The 18,922-nt window shown below is 62.9% G+C and carries 18 protein-coding genes; 16 read left to right on the forward strand and 2 right to left on the reverse strand.

The window, feature by feature from the left end; translation table 11 throughout:
* Positions 1–49: 49 nt before the first annotated feature.
* Together LZC94_07610 and LZC94_07615 are read right to left on the reverse strand one after the other, a co-directional pair.
* Positions 50–1,243, reverse strand: a complete 1,194-nt coding sequence (locus LZC94_07610; protein ID WXB17134.1) for an MFS transporter — start codon at positions 1,241–1,243, stop codon at positions 50–52.
* A 6-nt stretch (positions 1,244–1,249) separates the two neighbouring features.
* The gene (locus LZC94_07615) at positions 1,250–2,407 is read right to left on the reverse strand and encodes a fatty acid desaturase (protein WXB17135.1); all 1,158 of its coding nucleotides are present in this window, start codon (positions 2,405–2,407) and stop codon (positions 1,250–1,252) included.
* Between the two features lie 925 nt (positions 2,408–3,332).
* Here LZC94_07615 and LZC94_07620 point away from each other — a divergent pair.
* The 16 genes from LZC94_07620 to LZC94_07695 all read left to right on the forward strand — a co-directional run bounded on the left by LZC94_07620 (position 3,333) and on the right by LZC94_07695 (position 18,870).
* The gene (locus LZC94_07620) at positions 3,333–4,367 is read left to right on the forward strand and encodes a Gfo/Idh/MocA family oxidoreductase (protein WXB17136.1); all 1,035 of its coding nucleotides are present in this window, start codon (positions 3,333–3,335) and stop codon (positions 4,365–4,367) included.
* Entirely contained in the window at positions 4,360–5,454 is a 1,095-nt protein-coding gene (locus LZC94_07625) for an aminotransferase class I/II-fold pyridoxal phosphate-dependent enzyme (protein WXB17137.1), read from the forward strand. The genes LZC94_07620 and LZC94_07625 overlap by 8 nt, the downstream gene beginning before the upstream one ends.
* Before the next feature lie 4 nt (positions 5,455–5,458).
* Positions 5,459–5,998, forward strand: a complete 540-nt coding sequence (locus tag LZC94_07630) for an NUDIX domain-containing protein (protein WXB17138.1) — start codon at positions 5,459–5,461, stop codon at positions 5,996–5,998.
* A 45-nt stretch (positions 5,999–6,043) separates the two neighbouring features.
* Complete coding sequence (locus LZC94_07635; GenBank protein ID WXB17139.1) at positions 6,044–7,153, forward strand: DegT/DnrJ/EryC1/StrS family aminotransferase; 1,110 nt, start codon at positions 6,044–6,046, stop codon at positions 7,151–7,153.
* Complete coding sequence (locus LZC94_07640; protein ID WXB17140.1) at positions 7,150–8,571, forward strand: FAD-dependent oxidoreductase; 1,422 nt, start codon at positions 7,150–7,152, stop codon at positions 8,569–8,571. Before LZC94_07635 ends, LZC94_07640 begins: the two co-directional genes overlap by 4 nt.
* Positions 8,561–9,247, forward strand: coding sequence for an HAD family hydrolase (locus LZC94_07645; GenBank protein ID WXB17141.1), 687 nt, complete (start codon positions 8,561–8,563; stop codon positions 9,245–9,247). The genes LZC94_07640 and LZC94_07645 overlap by 11 nt, the downstream gene beginning before the upstream one ends.
* Positions 9,244–9,834: a GDP-mannose pyrophosphatase NudK gene (gene nudK, locus LZC94_07650; protein ID WXB17142.1), complete on the forward strand. Its 591-nt coding sequence runs from the start codon at positions 9,244–9,246 to the stop codon at positions 9,832–9,834. Before LZC94_07645 ends, nudK begins: the two co-directional genes overlap by 4 nt.
* Positions 9,835–10,361: 527 nt before the next feature.
* Entirely contained in the window at positions 10,362–11,507 is a 1,146-nt protein-coding gene (locus LZC94_07655) for a sugar ABC transporter substrate-binding protein (GenBank protein WXB17143.1), read from the forward strand.
* A gap of 86 nt (positions 11,508–11,593) precedes the next feature.
* The gene (locus LZC94_07660) at positions 11,594–12,403 is read left to right on the forward strand and encodes an ATP-binding cassette domain-containing protein (GenBank protein WXB17144.1); all 810 of its coding nucleotides are present in this window, start codon (positions 11,594–11,596) and stop codon (positions 12,401–12,403) included.
* Between the two features lie 5 nt (positions 12,404–12,408).
* Entirely contained in the window at positions 12,409–13,659 is a 1,251-nt protein-coding gene (locus tag LZC94_07665; GenBank protein WXB17145.1) for a sugar ABC transporter permease, read from the forward strand.
* A 234-nt stretch (positions 13,660–13,893) separates the two neighbouring features.
* Positions 13,894–15,192 (forward strand): ABC transporter substrate-binding protein, encoded by a 1,299-nt coding sequence (locus LZC94_07670; protein WXB17146.1) that lies wholly within the window; start codon positions 13,894–13,896, stop codon positions 15,190–15,192.
* A gap of 167 nt (positions 15,193–15,359) precedes the next feature.
* Positions 15,360–16,196 (forward strand): sugar ABC transporter permease, encoded by an 837-nt coding sequence (locus LZC94_07675; protein WXB20359.1) that lies wholly within the window; start codon positions 15,360–15,362, stop codon positions 16,194–16,196.
* Complete coding sequence (locus LZC94_07680; protein WXB17147.1) at positions 16,193–16,999, forward strand: carbohydrate ABC transporter permease; 807 nt, start codon at positions 16,193–16,195, stop codon at positions 16,997–16,999. The genes LZC94_07675 and LZC94_07680 overlap by 4 nt, the downstream gene beginning before the upstream one ends.
* 3 nt (positions 17,000–17,002) lie before the next feature.
* Positions 17,003–18,052 carry an ABC transporter ATP-binding protein gene (locus tag LZC94_07685; GenBank protein WXB17148.1) on the forward strand — a complete coding sequence of 350 codons (1,050 nt, stop codon included), beginning with the start codon at positions 17,003–17,005 and terminating at the stop codon, positions 18,050–18,052.
* A 254-nt stretch (positions 18,053–18,306) separates the two neighbouring features.
* Complete coding sequence (locus LZC94_07690) at positions 18,307–18,558, forward strand: hypothetical protein (GenBank protein WXB17149.1); 252 nt, start codon at positions 18,307–18,309, stop codon at positions 18,556–18,558.
* A gap of 126 nt (positions 18,559–18,684) precedes the next feature.
* On the forward strand, positions 18,685–18,870 hold the full coding sequence (locus LZC94_07695) for a hypothetical protein (protein WXB17150.1): 186 nt from the start codon (positions 18,685–18,687) through the stop codon (positions 18,868–18,870).
* The last annotated feature ends 52 nt before the right edge of the window (positions 18,871–18,922 follow it).

Genomic DNA, 18,922 nt, shown 5'->3' on the forward strand with positions numbered 1-18,922 from the left:
CCCGATTCGTGAGGACGGCTGAGGGCCTTGTTCGAAGTCGTTCGAAGACCTATTTGCGACGCGTGGTGGCGAGGAGCACGGCCATCAAAAGAGGAAATGCCGTGAGCGCGCCGACGGCATTCACGAGCCCGATTCGTTCGCTCAAGAGACCGAGCGCCATCGGGGCGGTGAGCAACGCGACCCCCACCGCCTGCGCGCAGCCCGCGCTCACGGAAGCGGCTTGGTCCGGTGCGGCGCGCAGGGCGACCCCTAGGATCAGAGGATAGAAATTCCCAAGGCAGAAGCCGGCGACCACCAACGCGATCGCCGCCGCCGCCATCGCGGGAACGGCCCAAAGCAGAAGCACGGCCCCGCCGCCGGCGGCAATGGAAATAGCGAGCAAGGGCGCGCTCGAAAGGTGCCGCAAAAGACGGCTATTGAAGGTTCGCCCGACGATCGTGCCGCCGAAAAAGAGGCTCATCATGGTTACCGCCGATGCGGGCGCCATGGACAGCTGCTGCTCGAGGAACTGCGCACCCCAGAACGCCGTGCCCCATTCGGTCGAAATACCGAGAAGGACCAGCGCCCAGCACACGTAGACGGTGGCCGGCAGCGGGCCGCCCTGCGCTCGAGCCTCCGCGACCTCGTGTCCACCGCCCCGCCCGACCGCGCCACGAAAGCCGAGCGCGAGGATCGCCAAACCAACGAGCGGCACCACCAGCGCCCAGCGCCAGTCGAGTCCCACTTGGGGCGTCCGGCCGATGATGAGCGGACACAGAAAGACGCCGACCGCGGCCACGATGTAGGCTTCCGTCACCGCAACATCGCGGCGCTCGCCATGGTGCACGGCCAAGTCAGCCTGAATGGTCGTTTGCGCCACGCCCCCGGTGAGGCCTACGAGAAAGGCGTTCGCGAGCGTGGTGACGACATTCGCGCCGGCTGCGAAGAGCAGCACCGCGACGGCCACGGATGCGATGCTCGCCCATGCGAGCACCAAACGATCCACCCGATGCAACAACCAGCGGCTCGGAAACCCCGAAAGAAAGATGCCCACGGCGTAAACGCTGAAATGCCAGCTTACGGCTTTGGTGTTCAGCGCCAGCTCGTCGCGCAGGAACGGCATGACCGACGGAAGAACACCTTGCGAGAACCCGAAGAGCGCGAGCAGCAGGTACATCAACCATGTACGCGCATCGCGAACGAAGGCCGTCGGCATGCCCTCCGCGACGGAGCCGGCCAGCGGTTGTGTTTGCATCTGACTCATGGACACCTACCCGGTAAACGATCTGGAAGGTTTCGGCTGCCGTGCATATTGTGCGCTCCACGGTGCGCGATCCCAATCGCGCGCACCCGTGAGCCGCTCACGAAGCTCGGAGAGGGCAGCAGGCATTCCTTCGCGCCCGAACAGGAAGCCCTCGCTACGGTAGCGCGCGTAGAGTTCATCTCGTTCTTTAAGAGCACGATCGATGGCGGGAAGATAGTTCCAACGAACGAAGGGATAGAGCGAGTGGGCCAGGTGGTACTGATCCGAAAGGGGATACACCAGCTGACGGATCACCCAGCCACCAACGCCCGGAAAATCGATGGGCCGGCAGTTCGTGCACTCCATCGTTCGGCGGTCCGCACCCGGATCGGACGCAACGAACCAGCGATGTTCACTCAACAACGAAAGCCACGTGTAGAGCGGATACGAGACGAACAACGGAACGACGTAGCCGAGAACGAGCCCCTTCCAGCCCGCCAGCGCGATGAACCCTCCAACGAAGCCGGCCACCGTCGCGATCCTGAGAAAGAGTGTCCCGATATTCCGATTGTAGAGCGTGCTGTGTTGCGCCATCGTTCGCAATCCCACCCAGAATCCGAGCGGGGTCAGCGGATACAATAAATTGAAGTAGAACCGTCCTTCCGAGATGTTGGGGACCATACCACCGGCGATTATCCGCATCAGATTGGGGTCCTTGATTGGCTGATTCGGATTCTTGTGGTGCTCCTTCACGTGCGTGACGAACCGGGCGTGCATGTCCCGTTTGAATGTCGGAAACTGAAAGAAGATGTCCGACAAAAACCATTGCCAATCGCGGGAGCGACAAAGAGCGCCATGGACGGCATTGTGCCCAATTTCCTGCAGTGCTCGAAACCGACCACCGACGAACACGACGAGAAGCACATAGCCAATCACGTGATCCCAGGCCGTCGCCAAGAGCGTGGCGCTGTAGATGTCAAACCAACACCAGGCGAACGGCAACACACAGAAGTAGCCGTCGAAGCGCCCATAATACGAAATGCGCTCGGAGGACTTCTCGTCGTCCGTGAGGCGGAGAAATCGCAAAATCCTCCCTTCGTTCTTGACGTAGTGGAGGTCGAATACCAATCGAAGCGCAACCGCTACGGCGGCCATCAACGCGCCCAAGAGTGCACTGCGGCCCATCGTTTCTTCTCCCGTTCTTTGTCGTGGCCGGCGTCGAAGCTTTACGTGACGATGTGGCCCCGAGCGAAGGACGCGTGCTCGCAGTCCTCTCCGCAGTTTGCATCATCACGCTGCCTGAGACCTATAAAAGCAACGATCGCCCGCGTCCAGGGTATTCAACGTGGCCGGCTTCTATTCCGCGGGGCGGTTAAAAAATTTAGGCGCAAGTTGTCGATTTCATGGATGTCTAAATTTGGACATCATCGAACTTCGATGACCGCGGACGCTCTCGACCGTCGACTACTTGATTGGATGGATGTTGATTTGATGTCGACTCGATGTCGACTCGCCAGGCAAACCAGACAAGGACAAGTCGGCCAAGTCCCACGAAGCAAGCAGGCCAGACAAAAAGCCAGACAAAAGCGAGACAAAAGATGGACGTTGGTTCGGTGTTGATGTCCAAATTTGGCCAGTCGTCCTTTTAAAAGGTGTCCAGGGTCGGCTAATCTCAAATTAAGTTGCGTAACTTTCTTCGGGGAATAACTTCTCGGCGAAAACCGATGTAGTCCGTAGGGGTGTAGGTCGGTGCACGCGCGTGACGAATCTGTTTTGTTCTTGTACGCGCACCAAGAACATTTCTTCCATTGACCGTTTGTACCTCATTTTGAGGTTCAGCTAAACATCGTCGCTTGACTTCAAACATACGAAGACCATAGATAAGCTGCTGCTTGCGACTTTCCAAGTCGTTAATCGATTGGTTCCGGCAAGGCGGGCTTTTCGACACGCTCATCCCAAGAAAGCTCGAGCTCGAGAAATTCGGGCCCGAGCAGGGAATGCATGTTCGGGAGAGTCCGTTCGACGTGGGAACCCCGACACGGAAATCCAGGCTGCCGCGGCCTGTCCTGTATTCGAGGTCAAGCTTCCTCCCAAATAAAAAGGGCAACTCATGACGATACTTCGAGTAGGTTTCATCGGAGCCGGCGAGCAGGGAATCAACAATCTCTTGCCGGCCATGTTGCAGGTGTCTGGGGCACGGGTGGCCGCCATTTGTGACCAAGATGCGTCACGTGGAGAGATCGCCGCAGCGCGCGCGGGCGGGGTTCCGTATTACGAAGATCCCAAGAAGATGATCGAGTCCGGCAAGTTGGACGCGGTGGTGATGGCCGCGCCGCCGAACGTTCATCGGGACATCGGGCACTTCGCCATCGAGCACGGCCTTCACACGTTCGTCGAGAAGCCGCCGTGCATGACCACGCGTGAGCTCCTCGATCTCATCGCTGCGTCACGTAAGCACGGTGTTACGACCGGGGTCGGTCTCAACTACCGATTTGCCTCGGCCGTGCAACGTTTTCATGAAGTCTCGAAAAATCCGTTGTTCGGCGAGCTGGTGCACCTCGGCATCATGCACGCCGCGAACAAGCCCCGCGCACCCATGTGGGGAACGAACACGACGCGGGCCTTCATGCTCGCGCAAGCCATTCACTCCGTCGACTTGGCCATCTCCTTCGGCGGCGAGCTCGATAAAGTCGACGTTTCGGTTCGCGAGAAGGGTAAGAGCTCGATCATCCAGATCGATCTGTCCTTCGAGAGCGGCGCCACGGGCTCGCTCCTCACGGGCAGCGCGTTCCCGGTTTTCGCGTACGAAATGCTGGCGGTAGGGAGCGGCGGTCATATGATGCGCCTCGAGAATTTCTGGGATCTCACGCTCTTGAGCGAGGGCCGCCAGGGGCCGCTCATCGGCGACGGCAAACGCTGGCGCGAGGCTTGGCATCCGAGCCCGCTCGAATCGGGCTACGCGCGCAGCGGCTACTTTGGCGAGCTGCAGGCGTTCACGGACGCCATTCAGCAGAAAAAGCGCTTCGTGGCGGACTACGAGGCCATGCTACCCACGTACAAAGTCATCGACGCGGTGGTGGATGCGGCTAGCTCCACGCACACGACGAGCCGCGCAGCAGCCTCGCCGGAGGTGGCCCATGTCTGAGAAAGTGGTGCCCATTTCCGACAAGTTCCATTACATCGGACCGACCGACGGCGATGCGCTGGTCCAGGCGCTTTCGAAGGCGCTCTCGGGCTCGAGCGACACGGTCGTCGAATACGAGAAGGCGCTGGCCGGCTACTTCGAGAGCCGCCATGCGATTGGGATCTCGTCGGGTGGCGCCGCCCTCAGCGTCGCCCTCTACGCAGCCGGTGTTCGACCGGGCGACGAGGTCGTTCTCACTCCGACTTCGCCGTTGTGCACCGTTTATCCGGTGCTCGCACACCAAGCCGTCCCCGTCTTCGTCGATACCCGTCCGGACAACTTCGGGATCGATCTGGCGGATTTGGAGCGGGCGGTCACCTCGCGCACGAAGGCCATCATCGACATCCCCATGTGGGGATATCCGACCCCGGCCATCGAGCTTCGAAATGCCGCCAAAGCACGTGGCATTCCCTTGATTTTCGACTTGGCCCACTCGCACGGGACCAAGCTGGATGGCAAGCATCTTTCGGCCTACGCGGACCTCTCGTGCTTCAGCACGCACGACCGAAAGATCCTCGCCACCGGGGAAGGTGGCTTCATCCTCACCGACGACGATCGCTTGGCCGAGGTCGTCCAAAGCTACCGCCAATTCGGAAACCTCAATGGGAAGGACCTGGGGCTCAACTACAAGTTGGGTGCGCTCCAAGCCGCCATCGGCAAGAGCCGCCTCGGGCTCCTCGATGGCCACCTGCAGAGTCGTCGCAACAACGCCGAGCGCATCGCCGCGGACATTCGAAATCCGCGGGTCAAGGAGTTCACGGTTCTACCCGGCAGCCGTCCCAGCTACTATTTCATGCTCTTGAGCTTGGGTTTCAAAGACAACCGCGCATTCATCGACCACTTGGACGCGCACGGCATTCCTTCGGATATCAAGCGGTACGGTTGCAAGACCCTCTACAAGTCGCCGCTGCTGAAGCCGTGGACGCGAAATTGCCCGAACGCCGAGGCGTTGTTGGATTCGATCACGACCATTCCGGTTCATCCGAACATCAAGGCGGAGCAGGTCAACCGCATCGTCTCCGCGATCAATTCATACGAAGGTGTTTGACCCGATGGGAGCCGATACGCGCGATGGCGCTGCAAGCACTGGAAGACTGATTCGACAATGGACCGCATCGGCGCTGGTGTTGCGCGAAGATCGTCGCGTTCTGCTCCTGTATCATCGCAAGCTCGGTGTGTGGCTTTATCCGGGGGGGCACATCGAGCCTTGGGAGACGCCCGACGAGGCGGTGGTGCGGGAGGTCGAGGAGGAGACGGGCCTCTTGGTGCGCCACCTGGGCGCGCAGGATCTTTCGCTCGGAGATGCGGCCGCGCAAGTCTCGGTCCTGAGAACGCCGTATGCCGTCCTTTGCGAGCGAATCCATGCCAAGGACGATCCGCATGACCATCTCGATCTGATATACCTTTGCACCCCCGAGACGGGCGAGATGGGTGAGCGCGGCCGGAGCCTGGCCCTCGCCGAGGCGCCGGAGGCTCGGTTCTTCGCGTGGGACGAGTTGGCCGAGCTGAAAATGTTCCCCAACTTTCGCTCCCTCCTGCGGCGGTTGTACGCCGACGAAGAAGCGTGGCGTCTCGTTCGGCTCGCACCATGAGCGTGGCACGACGGACAGCAGGGAAAACGCCGAAATGAGGCCTAAATGAGCTTGGTATTTCGATCCATACCGGACACGTACCGCTATTCCTCCACGGCGCGGGAAGCGGAGCTCTTGACCGGGATCCTCGGCAAGCCGCTCTCCGGAAATAGTGAGCCCGTCGAGGCCTACGAGAGCGAGCTGGCTCGCTACTTCGGGGCGAAGCACGCCGTGGCGGTGTCGTCTGGATCGGCCGCCGTCATGGCGGGGGCGGCGGCGCTCGATCTCCGTCCAGGGGACGAGGTCGTGCTGACCCCGACCTGCCCGTTGTGCACCGTGTATCCGCTGCAATCCATGGGGCTCGTGCCCGTCTTCGCGGACACGCAGCCCACCAACTTTTCGATCGATCTCGACGATCTGGCGCGGGTGGTCGGTCCGAAGACCCGCGCCATCATCGACATTCCCATGTGGGGATATCCGGTTCCGGTGAAGGCCCTGCGCGCGGCGGCCGACGCGTACGGCCTGCCGCTCTTGCTCGATCTGGCGCATGGCCACGGCGTGACGGTCGACGGCAAGCCGCTATGGACCTATGGCGACGTGGCGACCTTCAGCACGCACGACAGCAAAATTTTGTCGACCGGCGAAGGGGGCTTCGTCCTCACCGATCGGGCCGACTGCGCCGAGCGCGCGCGCGGCTTTACCCGCTTTGGCAACCTCGATGGTGTCCACCTCGGGATCAACCTCAAGCTCAGCGGGCTGCAGGCCGAGCTGGGCCGGCATCGGCTGTCGATGTTCGACGCTTCCCTCGAGAAACGCCTGGCGAACGCGAGGCGCGTGCTCGATGGGATCGCGCACCCCGTGGTGTCCGAGCTTTCCGTGGTGCCGGGCGGCAAGCCGAATTACTTTACCCTGCTGCTCCAGCTTCCATCGACGGAGACGAGCGAGCGTTTCATCTCCCATCTGGCCCAGTGGGGCATACCGTCGGACATCGCGAAGTACGGCTGCCGGCCTTTGTACGAGTTTCCGTTGCTCCGGAGCTTCGCGCGCGATTGCTCGAACGCGAAGCGCCTTCTCGGTACGATCACCACCATCCCCATCCACCCCAGCCTCTCGGAAGACGATCTGGATCACATCGTCCGTGTGATCAACGTCTTTGGAACGGGTTCGTCGCGATGACAGCCGAAGGACGAGACCATGCCGTCGTGATCGGGGCCAGCATCGCGGGATGCCTGGCCGCGCGCGTTTTGGCCGATCGCTTCGCCAAGGTGACCATTCTGGAACGTCACCCCATCCCGCAAGGCACCGACAGCCGAAAGGGCGTGCCGCAGGAGAACCACGTTCATCTGCTCTTGCGGCGCGGGAAGCTGCTCCTCGACGATTTGTTCCCCGGCTTTCTGAGGGAGCTCGAGGAGCGCGGCGCGGTCGTCGCCGACCTGTCGCGCGACGTCAAGTTCCTCCACTATGAAATGTGGAAACGTCGCTTTGCGACGGGGATCGAGGCTCACTATTGCAGCCGCGCGCTGATCGACGATGTCATTCGCGGGCGGCTGCGGCGCATGCCGACCGTCGAAATGGTGGACGAAGCCTTGGTGCAGGAGCCGCTCGCAGACGATACGAAGCGGCGCATCCAAGGCGTTCGGTACGTTCGAAAAGGCGAAACGCGGGTGCTCCCGGCCGCCTTGGTGGTCGACGCCAGCGGGCGAGGCTCCAAGGCTGGCGCTTGGCTTCAGGAGCTCGGCTACCCGCTGGTCGAACGAGCGGCGGTGGAGACGGACCTGGGGTACACCACGCGCCTCTACCAACGGCGTCCCGAGTACGCGGATCAGTGGAAGGTCCTCTTGATCCTTCCGCGCCCGCCGGGCTCTCGGCGGATGGGCGTCATCAGCCCCATCGAGGGCGACCGCTGGATGGTGACCACCGGCGGATGGTTCGGAGAGTACCCTGCCCCCAACGAGGGGGCCTACCTCGAGTTCTTGCGCAGCTTGTCCGTGCCGGACATCTACCATGTCATCAAGGACGCCAAGCCGCTCTCGGACATTTTCACGTATCGCATGAAGGGCGGGCTCCGGCGGCACTACGAGCGCATGGATCGGTTCCCCGAAGGCTTTCTGGTGATGGGCGACGCGCTTTGCTGCTTCAATCCGCTGTATAGTCAGGGTATGAGTGTCTGCGCGATGGAAGCCGAAGCCCTGCGCCGGGTCATCGCGCCTTTGCCGGATGGCGAGAGCGTCGCTCGCTCGGTGCGCTCGGCGCAGCGGGCGATCGCCGAAGCGGTCGAGCCGTCCTGGGGCATGGCGCGCAGCGAGGATTTGCGATTCCCGGAGACCGAGGGCGAACGCTCGTCGCTCTTGTGGCTGCAGCACTGGTACGGGGCGCAGCTGGTCCGCGCGTCCGCCCGCGATCGCCGGGTCGTGACCACCTTGTTGAAGGTCGTCAACCTCATGGAGGAGGGATCGCAGCTGCAGCGTCCCGAGATCGTTCTGCGCGTCCTTCGCGCGTGGATGCGCAACCTGATCACCAAGCCATTCAACGTCCTCTCTGGTTCTGGCTCTGGCTCTGGCTTCTCTGGCTCTGGAGCATCCGATGTCGTCTAGCGCTGCTGGTTCCCGTTTCGCGCACGTTATCTTCGATTGGAATGGCACCCTCCTCGACGATTTTCCTCTGGCGCTTCGCTCGGTCAATCACGTGCTCGCGAAGCACAGCCGAAGCCCCATCGATGCGGACCGCTACCGCGAGTTTTTCGGCTTCCCCATCCGAGGCTTCTACGAGCGAATCGGCTTCAACTTCAACGTCTCCTCGATCGCGTTCGAGGACGTGATGCGCGACTACCTCGGCGTCTTCGATCCCGCCCTGCGCGATTGCCCGCTGCACGATGGCGTCCTCGACTTGCTCGACCACCTCGACGCATGCGCCATCCCCGCATCCATCCTGACCGCGTCGCATCAAGATACCCTCGACGCCACCTTGCATCACTTCGGCCTCGCGCATCGCTTCGTGCACCGCATTGGGTTGCCCGATTCGAACGCGCACTCCAAGTTGGAGCTCGCGCGCGATCTGCAGCGCCGGTTGGAGGAGCGCGAGGGCATCACGTGCGAGCGCATCCTTTACGTGGGCGATACCACCCACGATGGCGAGATCGCGCGTGCGATGGGGTGGGGGTGCGTGGCGATCCCCCGAGGCCACCAGCCTCGTTCGACGCTGCTCGCGGACGGGCTCCAGTTGGTCGAAAGGCTCCACGAGCTCCAGCTGTTGGTGGGAGGAACGCGATGAGCACCGGCAACCCGCGCGTCCGCATCCAGAAGGTCGAGGTTCTCTCGAACGACTGGTACGTCCTCAAGAAAACGACGTTCGATTACCTGCGCGCCGATGGTACGTGGCAAACGCAGAGCCGCGAAACGTACGACCGCGGCAATGGCTCGGTCATCCTCCTCTACAACCGCGACAAGAAGACCGTGGTGCTGACGCGCCAGTTTCGCTTTCCAGCGTTCGTCAACGGATTGGCCGACGGGATGCTGATCGAGGCATGCGCGGGGCTGCTCGACAACGACGATCCGGAGACGTGCATCCGGCGCGAGGCCGAAGAAGAAACCGGCTATCGGGTCACCAACGTCCGGAAGATCTTCGAAGTCTACATGAGCCCAGGCTCCGTCACGGAGAAGCTCTATTTCTTCGTCGCCGAGTACTCCGCCGGCGACAAGGTCTCGGACGGCGGAGGCGAAGCGAACCATGGCGAGGACATCGAGGTCCTCGAGCTGCCGCTGGAGAAAGCGCTTCACATGATCGAGACGGGCGCGATCGCCGACGGCAAGACGATCATGCTGTTGCAGTACGCAAAATTGCACCGCCTCGTCGATTGAAGCGAGCGTCCGACCTAACGTTTGGGCCTGGCAAGGCTAGGCAAGACAAAGCGAGACAAGCGAGACGAAAAAGGCGAGGCGAAGCAAGCGCGCACGGACGGCCAACGCGAGCTCAAGCGGCGAGTGACACCATGCGCATGCTTCTCGATGGACGTGCCCCCGGCGCGGATCGATGGACCGCGGCAACTTCGTTTTGCCGCCCGTCGGTTTGGAGCGCGGATCGGGCACGAATCACCCTTGATGCGCGTCCTTTTGCAAGCGCGCGAGGAACGCAAGGAAGATGAGAGAGCACCGCAAGGCGGGCATTGGCGATCCTTTTGACGGGTGACACGTCGCGTCATTAAAACGGTGTCAAGTATCGATTAATGATGATGATGAACCAAATTCGTCAGCTCGAAGGGTTGGATTGCACATCGGCTGATGGACACGGAGCCTTGGTCGTTTATCGTACCGTGGCATTTTGGTGAACCTCGCGCGTGATAACCGTCCGCTGACGGACATACCCCGCGATCACCAAGGAGGGTTCCGTGAAAACGATCGTAAGCCGCACATCTCTCGCCCGCCTCGTCGGCTCTGCTTTGGTGATCGCCCCCGCGCTCCTTGCTTGCAACAAGGATCAAGGGAGCTCCGCGTCGACGAACTCGTCTGCTGCAGCTACGGCCCCGGCGCCCGCCAAGCCGGAAGCCGATACCATCAAAATTGGCCTCCTTTTGCCCGAGACGAAGACGGCACGGTACGAGGCGGCCGATCGCCCGTTCTTCGTGGCCCGCCTCAAGGAGATCTGTCCAAAGTGTGAAGTTCTCTATCAGAACGCCGACCAGAAGACCGACAAGCAGCAGGCGCAGGCCGAGTCGTTGTTGATCAACGGCATCAAGGTGCTGGTCATCGATCCCGTCGACGCCAAGGCCGTCGCGGGTGTGATCGCCAAGGCAAAGGCGCAGAACGTCGCCGTCCTCGCCTACGAGCGCCTCGCACAAGGTCCCGCCGATTACCACGTTTCGTTCGACAACGAGCAAGTGGGCCGGCTGCAGGCTCAGGCGCTGCTCGATGCGCTGAAAAAGGGTGGCGATCCCAAGCGCGGCAAGATCGTGATGATCAACGGCTCGCCGACCGATCCGAACGCGGGATCGTACAAGAAGGGCGCGCACGCCGTGCTCGATGGCCAGGTGAACATCGGTATGGAGTACGACACCCCCGATTGGAGCCCGGACAAGGCGCAAGACGAGATGCAGCAGGCCATCACGGCCATCGGCAAGAAGAACATCATTGGCGTGTATTGCGCCAACGACGGTACCGCCAGCGGCGCCATCGCGGCCATGAAGGGCGCGGGCTTCGCCGACCTTCCGCCGGTCACCGGACAAGATGCCGAGCTCGCGGCCGTTCAACGCATCGTGGCCGGGCAGCAGTACATGACCGTGTACAAGGCAATCAAGAAGGAGGCGATCGTGGCGGCCGACATGGCCTACGCGATGGCGCAAGGAAAGCCGTATACGGAGCAGAAGACCGTGATGATCAACAACGGCACCAAGGACATCCCGTCGGTGCTGCTCGCGGCCGACGTGGTGACCAAGGAGAACGTCAAGGACACCGTCATCAAGGACGGCTTCCATGCGGCGCCGAAGGTCTGCGAGGGCACCTTCGCGGCCGCGTGCAAGACCGCGGGGATCCTGTAGCCCACGGCGCGCAGAGCGTCCGGGCGAATTCGTTCTCGATTGTGTGCGTGTAACTGGTGATTTCAGATGCTGGAATGGGTGTTCAAGTGACGAACGTTCTCGAGCTTCGCGGGATATCCAAACGCTTCGGCGCAGTGCAAGCGCTCACGGACGTGAACCTCGACGTCGCCGCCGGTGAGGTGGTGGCGCTCGTGGGGGACAATGGGGCGGGCAAGTCCACGCTCATCAAGGTGATCAGCGGCGTCATCACCCCGGACGCCGGCACGATCACTTGGGAGGGGAAGGTCACGAACATCACGCGGCCGCACGATGCGCAGGCCCTGGGCATCGCGACCGTGTTCCAGGATCTGGCGCTCTGCGACAACCTCGACGTGGTCGGCAATCTGTTCCTCGGGCGCGAGCTCGGCACGGGCGGGGTGCTCGACGAGATCGAAATGGAGAAGCGTTCGCGCGAGCTCCTGCACACGCTCTCCGTGAAGATCCCCAGCGTGCGCATCGCCATCGCGTCGCTCTCGGGGGGACAGCGGCAATCGGTGGCCATCGCGCGGGCTTTGCTCGGGCAGACCAAGGTGGTCCTGCTCGACGAGCCCACGGCGGCCCTCGGCGTGGAGCAGACCGCGCAGGTGCTCGACTTGATCGAGCGGCTCCGCGAGCAAGGGCTCGGCGTGATCCTCATCAGCCACAATCTGGCGGACGTTCGCGCGGTCGCCGATCGCGTGGTGGTCCTGCGCCTCGGCAAAAATGGCGGCACGTTCCGGATCGACGAGGTGACGCACGAGCAGATCGTCGCCGCCATCACCGGTGCACAGGACAACGTTGTCGCACGAAGAAAAGCACGCACCGAGGGGCGTCCGCAGGAGCGTGCGGGTGGCACGGTCGGGGAGGCGAAGGTATGAGTTCGATGGTGGAAGGCAAAGGCAACAAGCTCGAAGGCGCGGCAGCCGTCGACCCCCGCTTGCTCGTGCGCGAGAGCGGGATCCGTGGATACCTCGAAGACTTTCGCCGCCGGCTTCGCGGGGGCGATCTCGGCGCCCTGCCGGTGGCGATCGGCCTGGTGGTCATCTGGGTGACGTTCTACAGCCTGAACGAGAACTTCCTCGCGCCGCAGAACCTCTCCAACTTGTCGCTGCAAATCGCCGCCACGGGGACCATCTCGGTGGGCATCGTGCTCGTCCTGCTCCTGGGCGAGATCGATCTGTCCGTGGGCTCGGTGAGCGGCCTGACCAGCGCCATTTTGGCGGTGCTCAACGTGAACCAAGGCATGTCCGCGACCGCCTCCATTTTGGCGGCGCTCGCGGCCGGCGCCGTGGTGGGGGCCGTTCACGGCTTCTTCTTCTCCCGCGTGGGCGTCCCGTCCTTCGTCGTGACCTTGGCGGGCCTCATCGGCTGGCAGGGGCTCCAGCTCTATGTGCTGGGCAAAGAGGGGACGATCAACCTCCCGTACGAAGGCGGGGTCGCCAGCCTGACGCACACTTTCTTTCCCCCGGTCGTGGGCTACGCCATCGGCGCCGCCATCGTGGCCGCGTATGCGCTGCTCGACGTCAGCGCGTCCCGGCGCCGCGCCAAAGCGGGGCTCCCCACCCGGCCTCTGTCCGATACGGCCATTCGCGCCGGGTTGGTGGCGGTGGCGATCTTCGCCTCCGTGTATGTGCTCAATCAGGCGGAGGGGTTGCCGCTGGCGCTCCTCATCTTCGTCGGCTTCGTCGCCATCTTCGACTGGATCCTGCGCCGCACCCGCTACGGGCGCATGATCTTCGCCGTGGGCGGCAACGCGGAGGCCGCGCGGCGCGCCGGCATCGATGTGCGGCTCGTGCGCCTCTCGGTCTACGTTCTCTCCTCGACCATGGGCGCGGCGGGCGGCGTCCTCGCGGCCTCGCGTCTGTTCGCGGTCAATCAGAGCTCGGGCGGCAACAACGAGCTACTCAACGCGATCGCCGCCGCCGTCATTGGCGGAACGAGCCTCTTCGGAGGCCGCGGCAACACCTATTCGGCGCTCCTCGGCATGTTGGTGATCGGATCGATTTCCAACGGTATGTATCTTTTGCAGCTCGACTCGTCTGTGCAATTCATGATCACAGGTGGCGTGCTTTTGGCGGCGGTGGTGATCGATTCGCTCTCCCGCCGCGGGCGCCAATCCAGTGGCCGCGCATAAATACGAGATCGAGCCCGGTGACTACGCATTAGTCCAGGTCCGATGACGCGTTAGGTCAATCGAACTTAATTCGAACCTCCGCCATTTGTTGTCCTCGCCACCGACTGAACTGCAGTACGGTGGCGAGTAGATGACAGAACGATGGCGTCGGCACACCGGCCTAACGGCCGACGTGGATCCCCTTCGGGAGATTCGCCACTTGCGGTGGCCGACTTTTGACGCAGGGGTCCTGATATGAGCCAAAGCGTGATCCGGCTTCTCACGCTCGCGCTTCTAGTATGCATATCGGTGTCGTGTCGCAGCGGCAGCAGCGCGAGCGGGCAAAACACTCCAGAGCCGGCGAAACCGCCGGGAAAAATAAGGGTGGTCTTCAAGTACCAGCCGCTGGGATCGGAGCCCGAGCCCCTCCGCGATCTGCTCGCGGACTTCGAGCGCGCCAATCCCGATATCGAGGTCATGACGGAGGTGCTCCCCAACGCATCCGACGTCGTGCACCAATACTTCCTCACGTCGCTCGAAGGAAAGAGCCGTGAGTTCGACGTCTTCATCGCCGACGTCGTGTGGATACCCGAGTTTGCGCGCGCGGGGTGGATCTCGGACATCTCCGACGCGCTCCCGCCCGAAGTGATCAAACGCGATTTCCTCCCCGGCGCCGCCGAAGCGGTCATCGTGCAAGGAAAGACCTATGGCGCCCCGTGGTACGTGGACGCGGGATTGCTCTACTACCGGACCGATCTCGTTCCGCGCGCCCCCAAGACGTACGAAGAGCTGATCGAGTTCGCAAAGGCCGCGCGCGCCAAGGATCCCTCGCTCTACGGCTACGTGTGGCAAGGGCGCCAGTACGAAGGGCTCGTCTGCAATGCCTACGAGGCGCTCTGGGGCCACGGCGGCAAGACCATGGATAACACCCGCGTTCTGGTCGACACGAAGGAGGGGCGCGCCGCCATGTCGTACATGCGTCGGCTCTTCACCGAGGGCATTTCGCCGCCTTCGGTCACCTCCGCCGGCGAGGAGGATGCGCGCCATGTCTTTCAGCAGGGCCGCGCCGTCTTCATGCGCAATTGGCCGTACTGTTGGGGCGAGGCGCAGAAAGATGGCTCACCCATCAAGGGGAAGGTTGGAATCACCACCTTGCCCACGGTGGACGGCTCTCCTGGACACGGCGCCTTGGGCGGCTGGCAGCTCGCGCTCAATGCCAATACGCCGAGCTGGCGGCGCGAGGCGGCGCTGAAGCTCATGACGTATTTGACCTCGCTCCAATCCGGGGTGAAGCTGGCCATCGCCTACGGCCGCAACCCCTCGCGCAAGGCCGCGTACCAAGACGCGGATTTGCGCAAGTCGGCGCCGTTCGTCGCGGATCTGCTGCCGGTGCTGGAGAACGCCAAACCGCGGCCGGTGACCCCCTACTACGGCATGCTCTCCGACGTGCTGCAGAGCGAGTTCTCCGCCGTCGTCTCGGGCATCCGCACGCCGGAGGCATCGCTCGATCGCGCGCAAAAGCTCCTCGACCACGTCACGCAAGGTGGATCATGACAGCCGAACAAGCGGGTCGAAGCAAGGAAGGCGCAGCGCTCGAGCCGCACCTGGGGCAGCCGAAGCTGACCCCCGAGCACTCGGGTCTCCGGCGCAGCGGTGACGAGCCCGGCGCCGGGAAGAAGCGGAAGAGCACGGGGGCCTCCGATCGGCGGCAGGCCACGTTGATGGTGGCGCCGGCGGTGGTGATCCTGCTGGTCGTCGCGTTCTATCCGATCGTGGCCACCATGTGGCTCAGTCTCCACCGCATGATCCTCGTCTTTCACGAGGAGCAGTTCATCGGTTTGGGCAACTACGCCTTTTTGCTCTCCGATCCACGCTTTTGGTCCGCGCTGCGCAACACTGCGTATTTCGCGGCCGTGGCCGTCGCCATCGAGCTCGTTCTGGGGCTCGGCTTTGCCCTGCTGCTCAACGCCGCGTTCCCCGGGCGCTCGCTCTTGCGCGCATCCATCCTGATCCCGTGGGCCATCCCCACCGTCGTCTCGGCGAAGCTCTGGGCGTGGCTCTTCAATCCCGAATACGGATTGCTCACCCGGATGCTCCCCGGCCAGGACGTCAATTGGCTCGGCATGCCGGGGTATGCGATGCACGCGGCCATTTTGGTCGACGTGTGGAAGACCACGCCGTTCGTCGCGCTGCTGCTGCTCGCGGGCCTGCAGACCATTCCGCAGGACATCTACAAGGCCGCGCAGGTCGACGGCGCCGGCACCCTCCGGCAGTTCTTCTCGATCACCCTGCCGCTGCTGCGCAACACCATCGTGGTCACCTTGATCTTCCGCACCCTCGACGCCTCGCGCGTGTTCGACGCGGTGTACGTTCTGACCGAGGGTGGCCCGGCCAACACCACGGAGACCCTCTCCATTTACGCGTACAAGACGCTGATGCGCGTGGGTGACTTCGGTTATGGCTCGACCTTGTCGGTGGTCACGTTCCTCTGCGTGATGGGCATCAGCCTCGGCTACTTGAAAGTGCTCGGCGTGGAGCGAGGAAAGGGGCGCGCATGAAACGCATCTCGCTTTGGTTCGGCCTGGTCGCCGCCGTCACCTTTTGCGCCGGTCCCTTCGTGTGGCAGATGATCACGTCGCTCCGGCCCGAGAGCGATCTGCTCAACCTCGGTCTGCCGAGCACCCTCACCCTCGAGAGCTACGTAGGGGCCTTTCACGGGCGGCCGTTCGGTCATGTCATCGTCAACAGCGTCATCGTGGCGGTGGTGACCACGCTCTTTTGCTTGGCGGTGGGCGCCTCGGCCGCGTTCGCGCTGGCGAAGCTCGATTTCCGCGGCCGCAAGGCGCTGCTCTTCGGGTCGCTCGCCGTATCCATGTTTCCGCCCATCGCCACCGTGAGCCCGCTCTACCTCATCATCCGCTCGGTGGGTCTGCTCGATCATCTGACGGGGCTCATCATCCCGGACACCACCTTTGCGTTGCCGCTCACGCTCTGGATCCTCACCGGCTTCTTCGAGGACATCCCGGACGAGCTCTATCGGGCCGCGCGCGTCGATGGCTGTACACCGTTCCAAGCGTTCTGGAAGGTGCTCTTGCCGCTGGCCGCGCCGGGCCTGGCCACCACGGCCATCCTCGTATTCATCTTTTCGTGGAACGAGTTCCTCTACGCGCTCACCTTCATCTCCACCCCGGAGAAACGAACCATCCCGGTGGCGATCAGCCTCTTTACGGGGGAGCACAAGGAGCCCTGGGGCGAGATCGCGGCCGCCTCCGTGATCGCGACCTTACCGCTGCTCATCGTCACCATGTTCTTTCAACGCAAGATTGTCGCTGGTCTCACCGCTGGCGCGGTAAAGGGGTAATCCGTGGCATCCGTAACCTTGGAAAATCTCAAGAAGACCTATCCCGGCGGCGTGGAGGTCGTGAAGGGCATCGACGTCGACATCGCCGATGGAGAGTTCGTGACCTTGGTCGGGCCCTCGGGCTGTGGAAAGTCCACCACGATGAACCTCATCGCCGGCTTGGAGGAGCCCACCTCGGGCACCATCCGCATCGATGGCCAAGTGGTGAACGACTGGTCGCCGAAGGACCGCGACGTGGCCATGGTCTTTCAGAGCTACGCGCTCTACCCGCACATGGACGTGCGGAAGAACATGGCGTTCCCGTTGGAGGTGGCCAAGCTGCCCGCCAAGGAGATCGAGTCGCGCGTGCGCGAGACGGCCGAGCGCCTCGGCATCGAGGCTCTGCTGAATCGAAAGCCGAAGGAGCTCTCGGGCGGCCAGCGTCAGCGCGTGGCGCTCGGGCGCGCGCTGGTGCGGCGCCCCAAGCTGTGCTTGTTCGACGAGCCGCTCAGCAACCTCGATGCAGCGCTCCGCAATCAAATGCGCGCCGAGTTGAAGAAGCTGCACGAGGATCTGAAGGCCACATTCATCTACGTGACACACGATCAGGCCGAGGCGATGACCCTCTCCGATCGCGTGGTGGTCCTGCACAAAGGCGTGGTGCAGCAGCTGGCCCCGCCCAAGGAAATCTACGCCAAGCCGGCCAATGTGTTCGTGGCCAACTTCCTGGGCTCGCCCAAGATCAACATGGTGAAGGCGCGCACCTTGGGCTGTGAGGAGGCCGTGCGCAAGCTCTCGGGCGGGCGCGACGTGCTGGTGGGCATTCGGCCCGAGGACATCACCGTGGGCGCGGGCGAGCCTCCGGTGGGTGCGCCGATGGGTCGCGTGTACGTCGTCGAACCCATGGGTGCCGAGACGTGGGTCATGGTCGAAATCCAAGGCGAACGTGTGACGGCCCGCGGGGGCGCGGCCTACGCCGGGCACTCCGGCGACACCGCCTGGCTCCAATTCGACGCGAGCCGCCTGACGTTGTTCGATGCGAAGACCGAAAAACGGATCGAGCACGCGATCTAAGTAAACGACCAGATACCTGCACCTACAGCTCTTGGTGTGCGGGCATTGGCACGAGTTGTTCGATCGACGTCGCGCGATGGGCGCTGCCTATCGTGCAGTGCGTCGGAATCGTGATCGTGAATTTTGCCCGTGTGACATTCCATGATACCGACGATGCGAAACGAGAGCGCTCGCGCGTGCATCGGTTAGACGTTTCACGCGTTTTGATCTGACGTTGTAACGAATCCGCGACTCGCGACTCGTCCAGGAGCGGCATGCAACTCGGCAGGCAAACCGGAACGCTGTTCGAAGCCGTGGTCTCCGCCAGCGGATTGGCTCCGCTGATCGCGCCCGAGGTCATTCGCCGCGCGTGCACCCGTGCCGGGGTGTCCACCACCATTCCCACCACCGACGATCTGGTGCGGGCTCTGCCTGCCATTCGCCAAGCTCTGGGTGTGTACATGTCTCCAGAAGAGGTCCAGCGGCACATGCGTGCCATTGAAAAAATTGCGGGGCTCAAGCACTAAATTCCCGAGCGCGGCGGCGTCGCGTCGGAATCCATCGCGGGGGACGGTTGCGGACGGCAGCAGATCTGCACACATTCCGTTTGGGCGCGTCTCTTCACCCTCCGCGCCCGATCGACGAGGTGGTCCATGCTCGGCATTGCTATCTCCGCGACCGTCGTTGCGCTCGTGTCCCTTGGAGTGGGTCTCAGCTCGGCCGGTCTAACCTCCCAAATGGCGATCATCGTGGCGCTCGCAATCGGCGCCATGGCCGTCGCATCGTTCATTGCGACCTGGCAGCAGGCGCAAGAACGGGCGCATCGGCTGAACAAGTAGATTCGTTCAATCGATACCGGATACGGCAGAGACGCCAGCGCGCGTCGATTTC

The organism is Sorangiineae bacterium MSr11954 (assembly GCA_037157815.1).
GTDB lineage: Bacteria > Myxococcota_A > Polyangia > Polyangiales > Polyangiaceae > Pendulispora > Pendulispora albinea.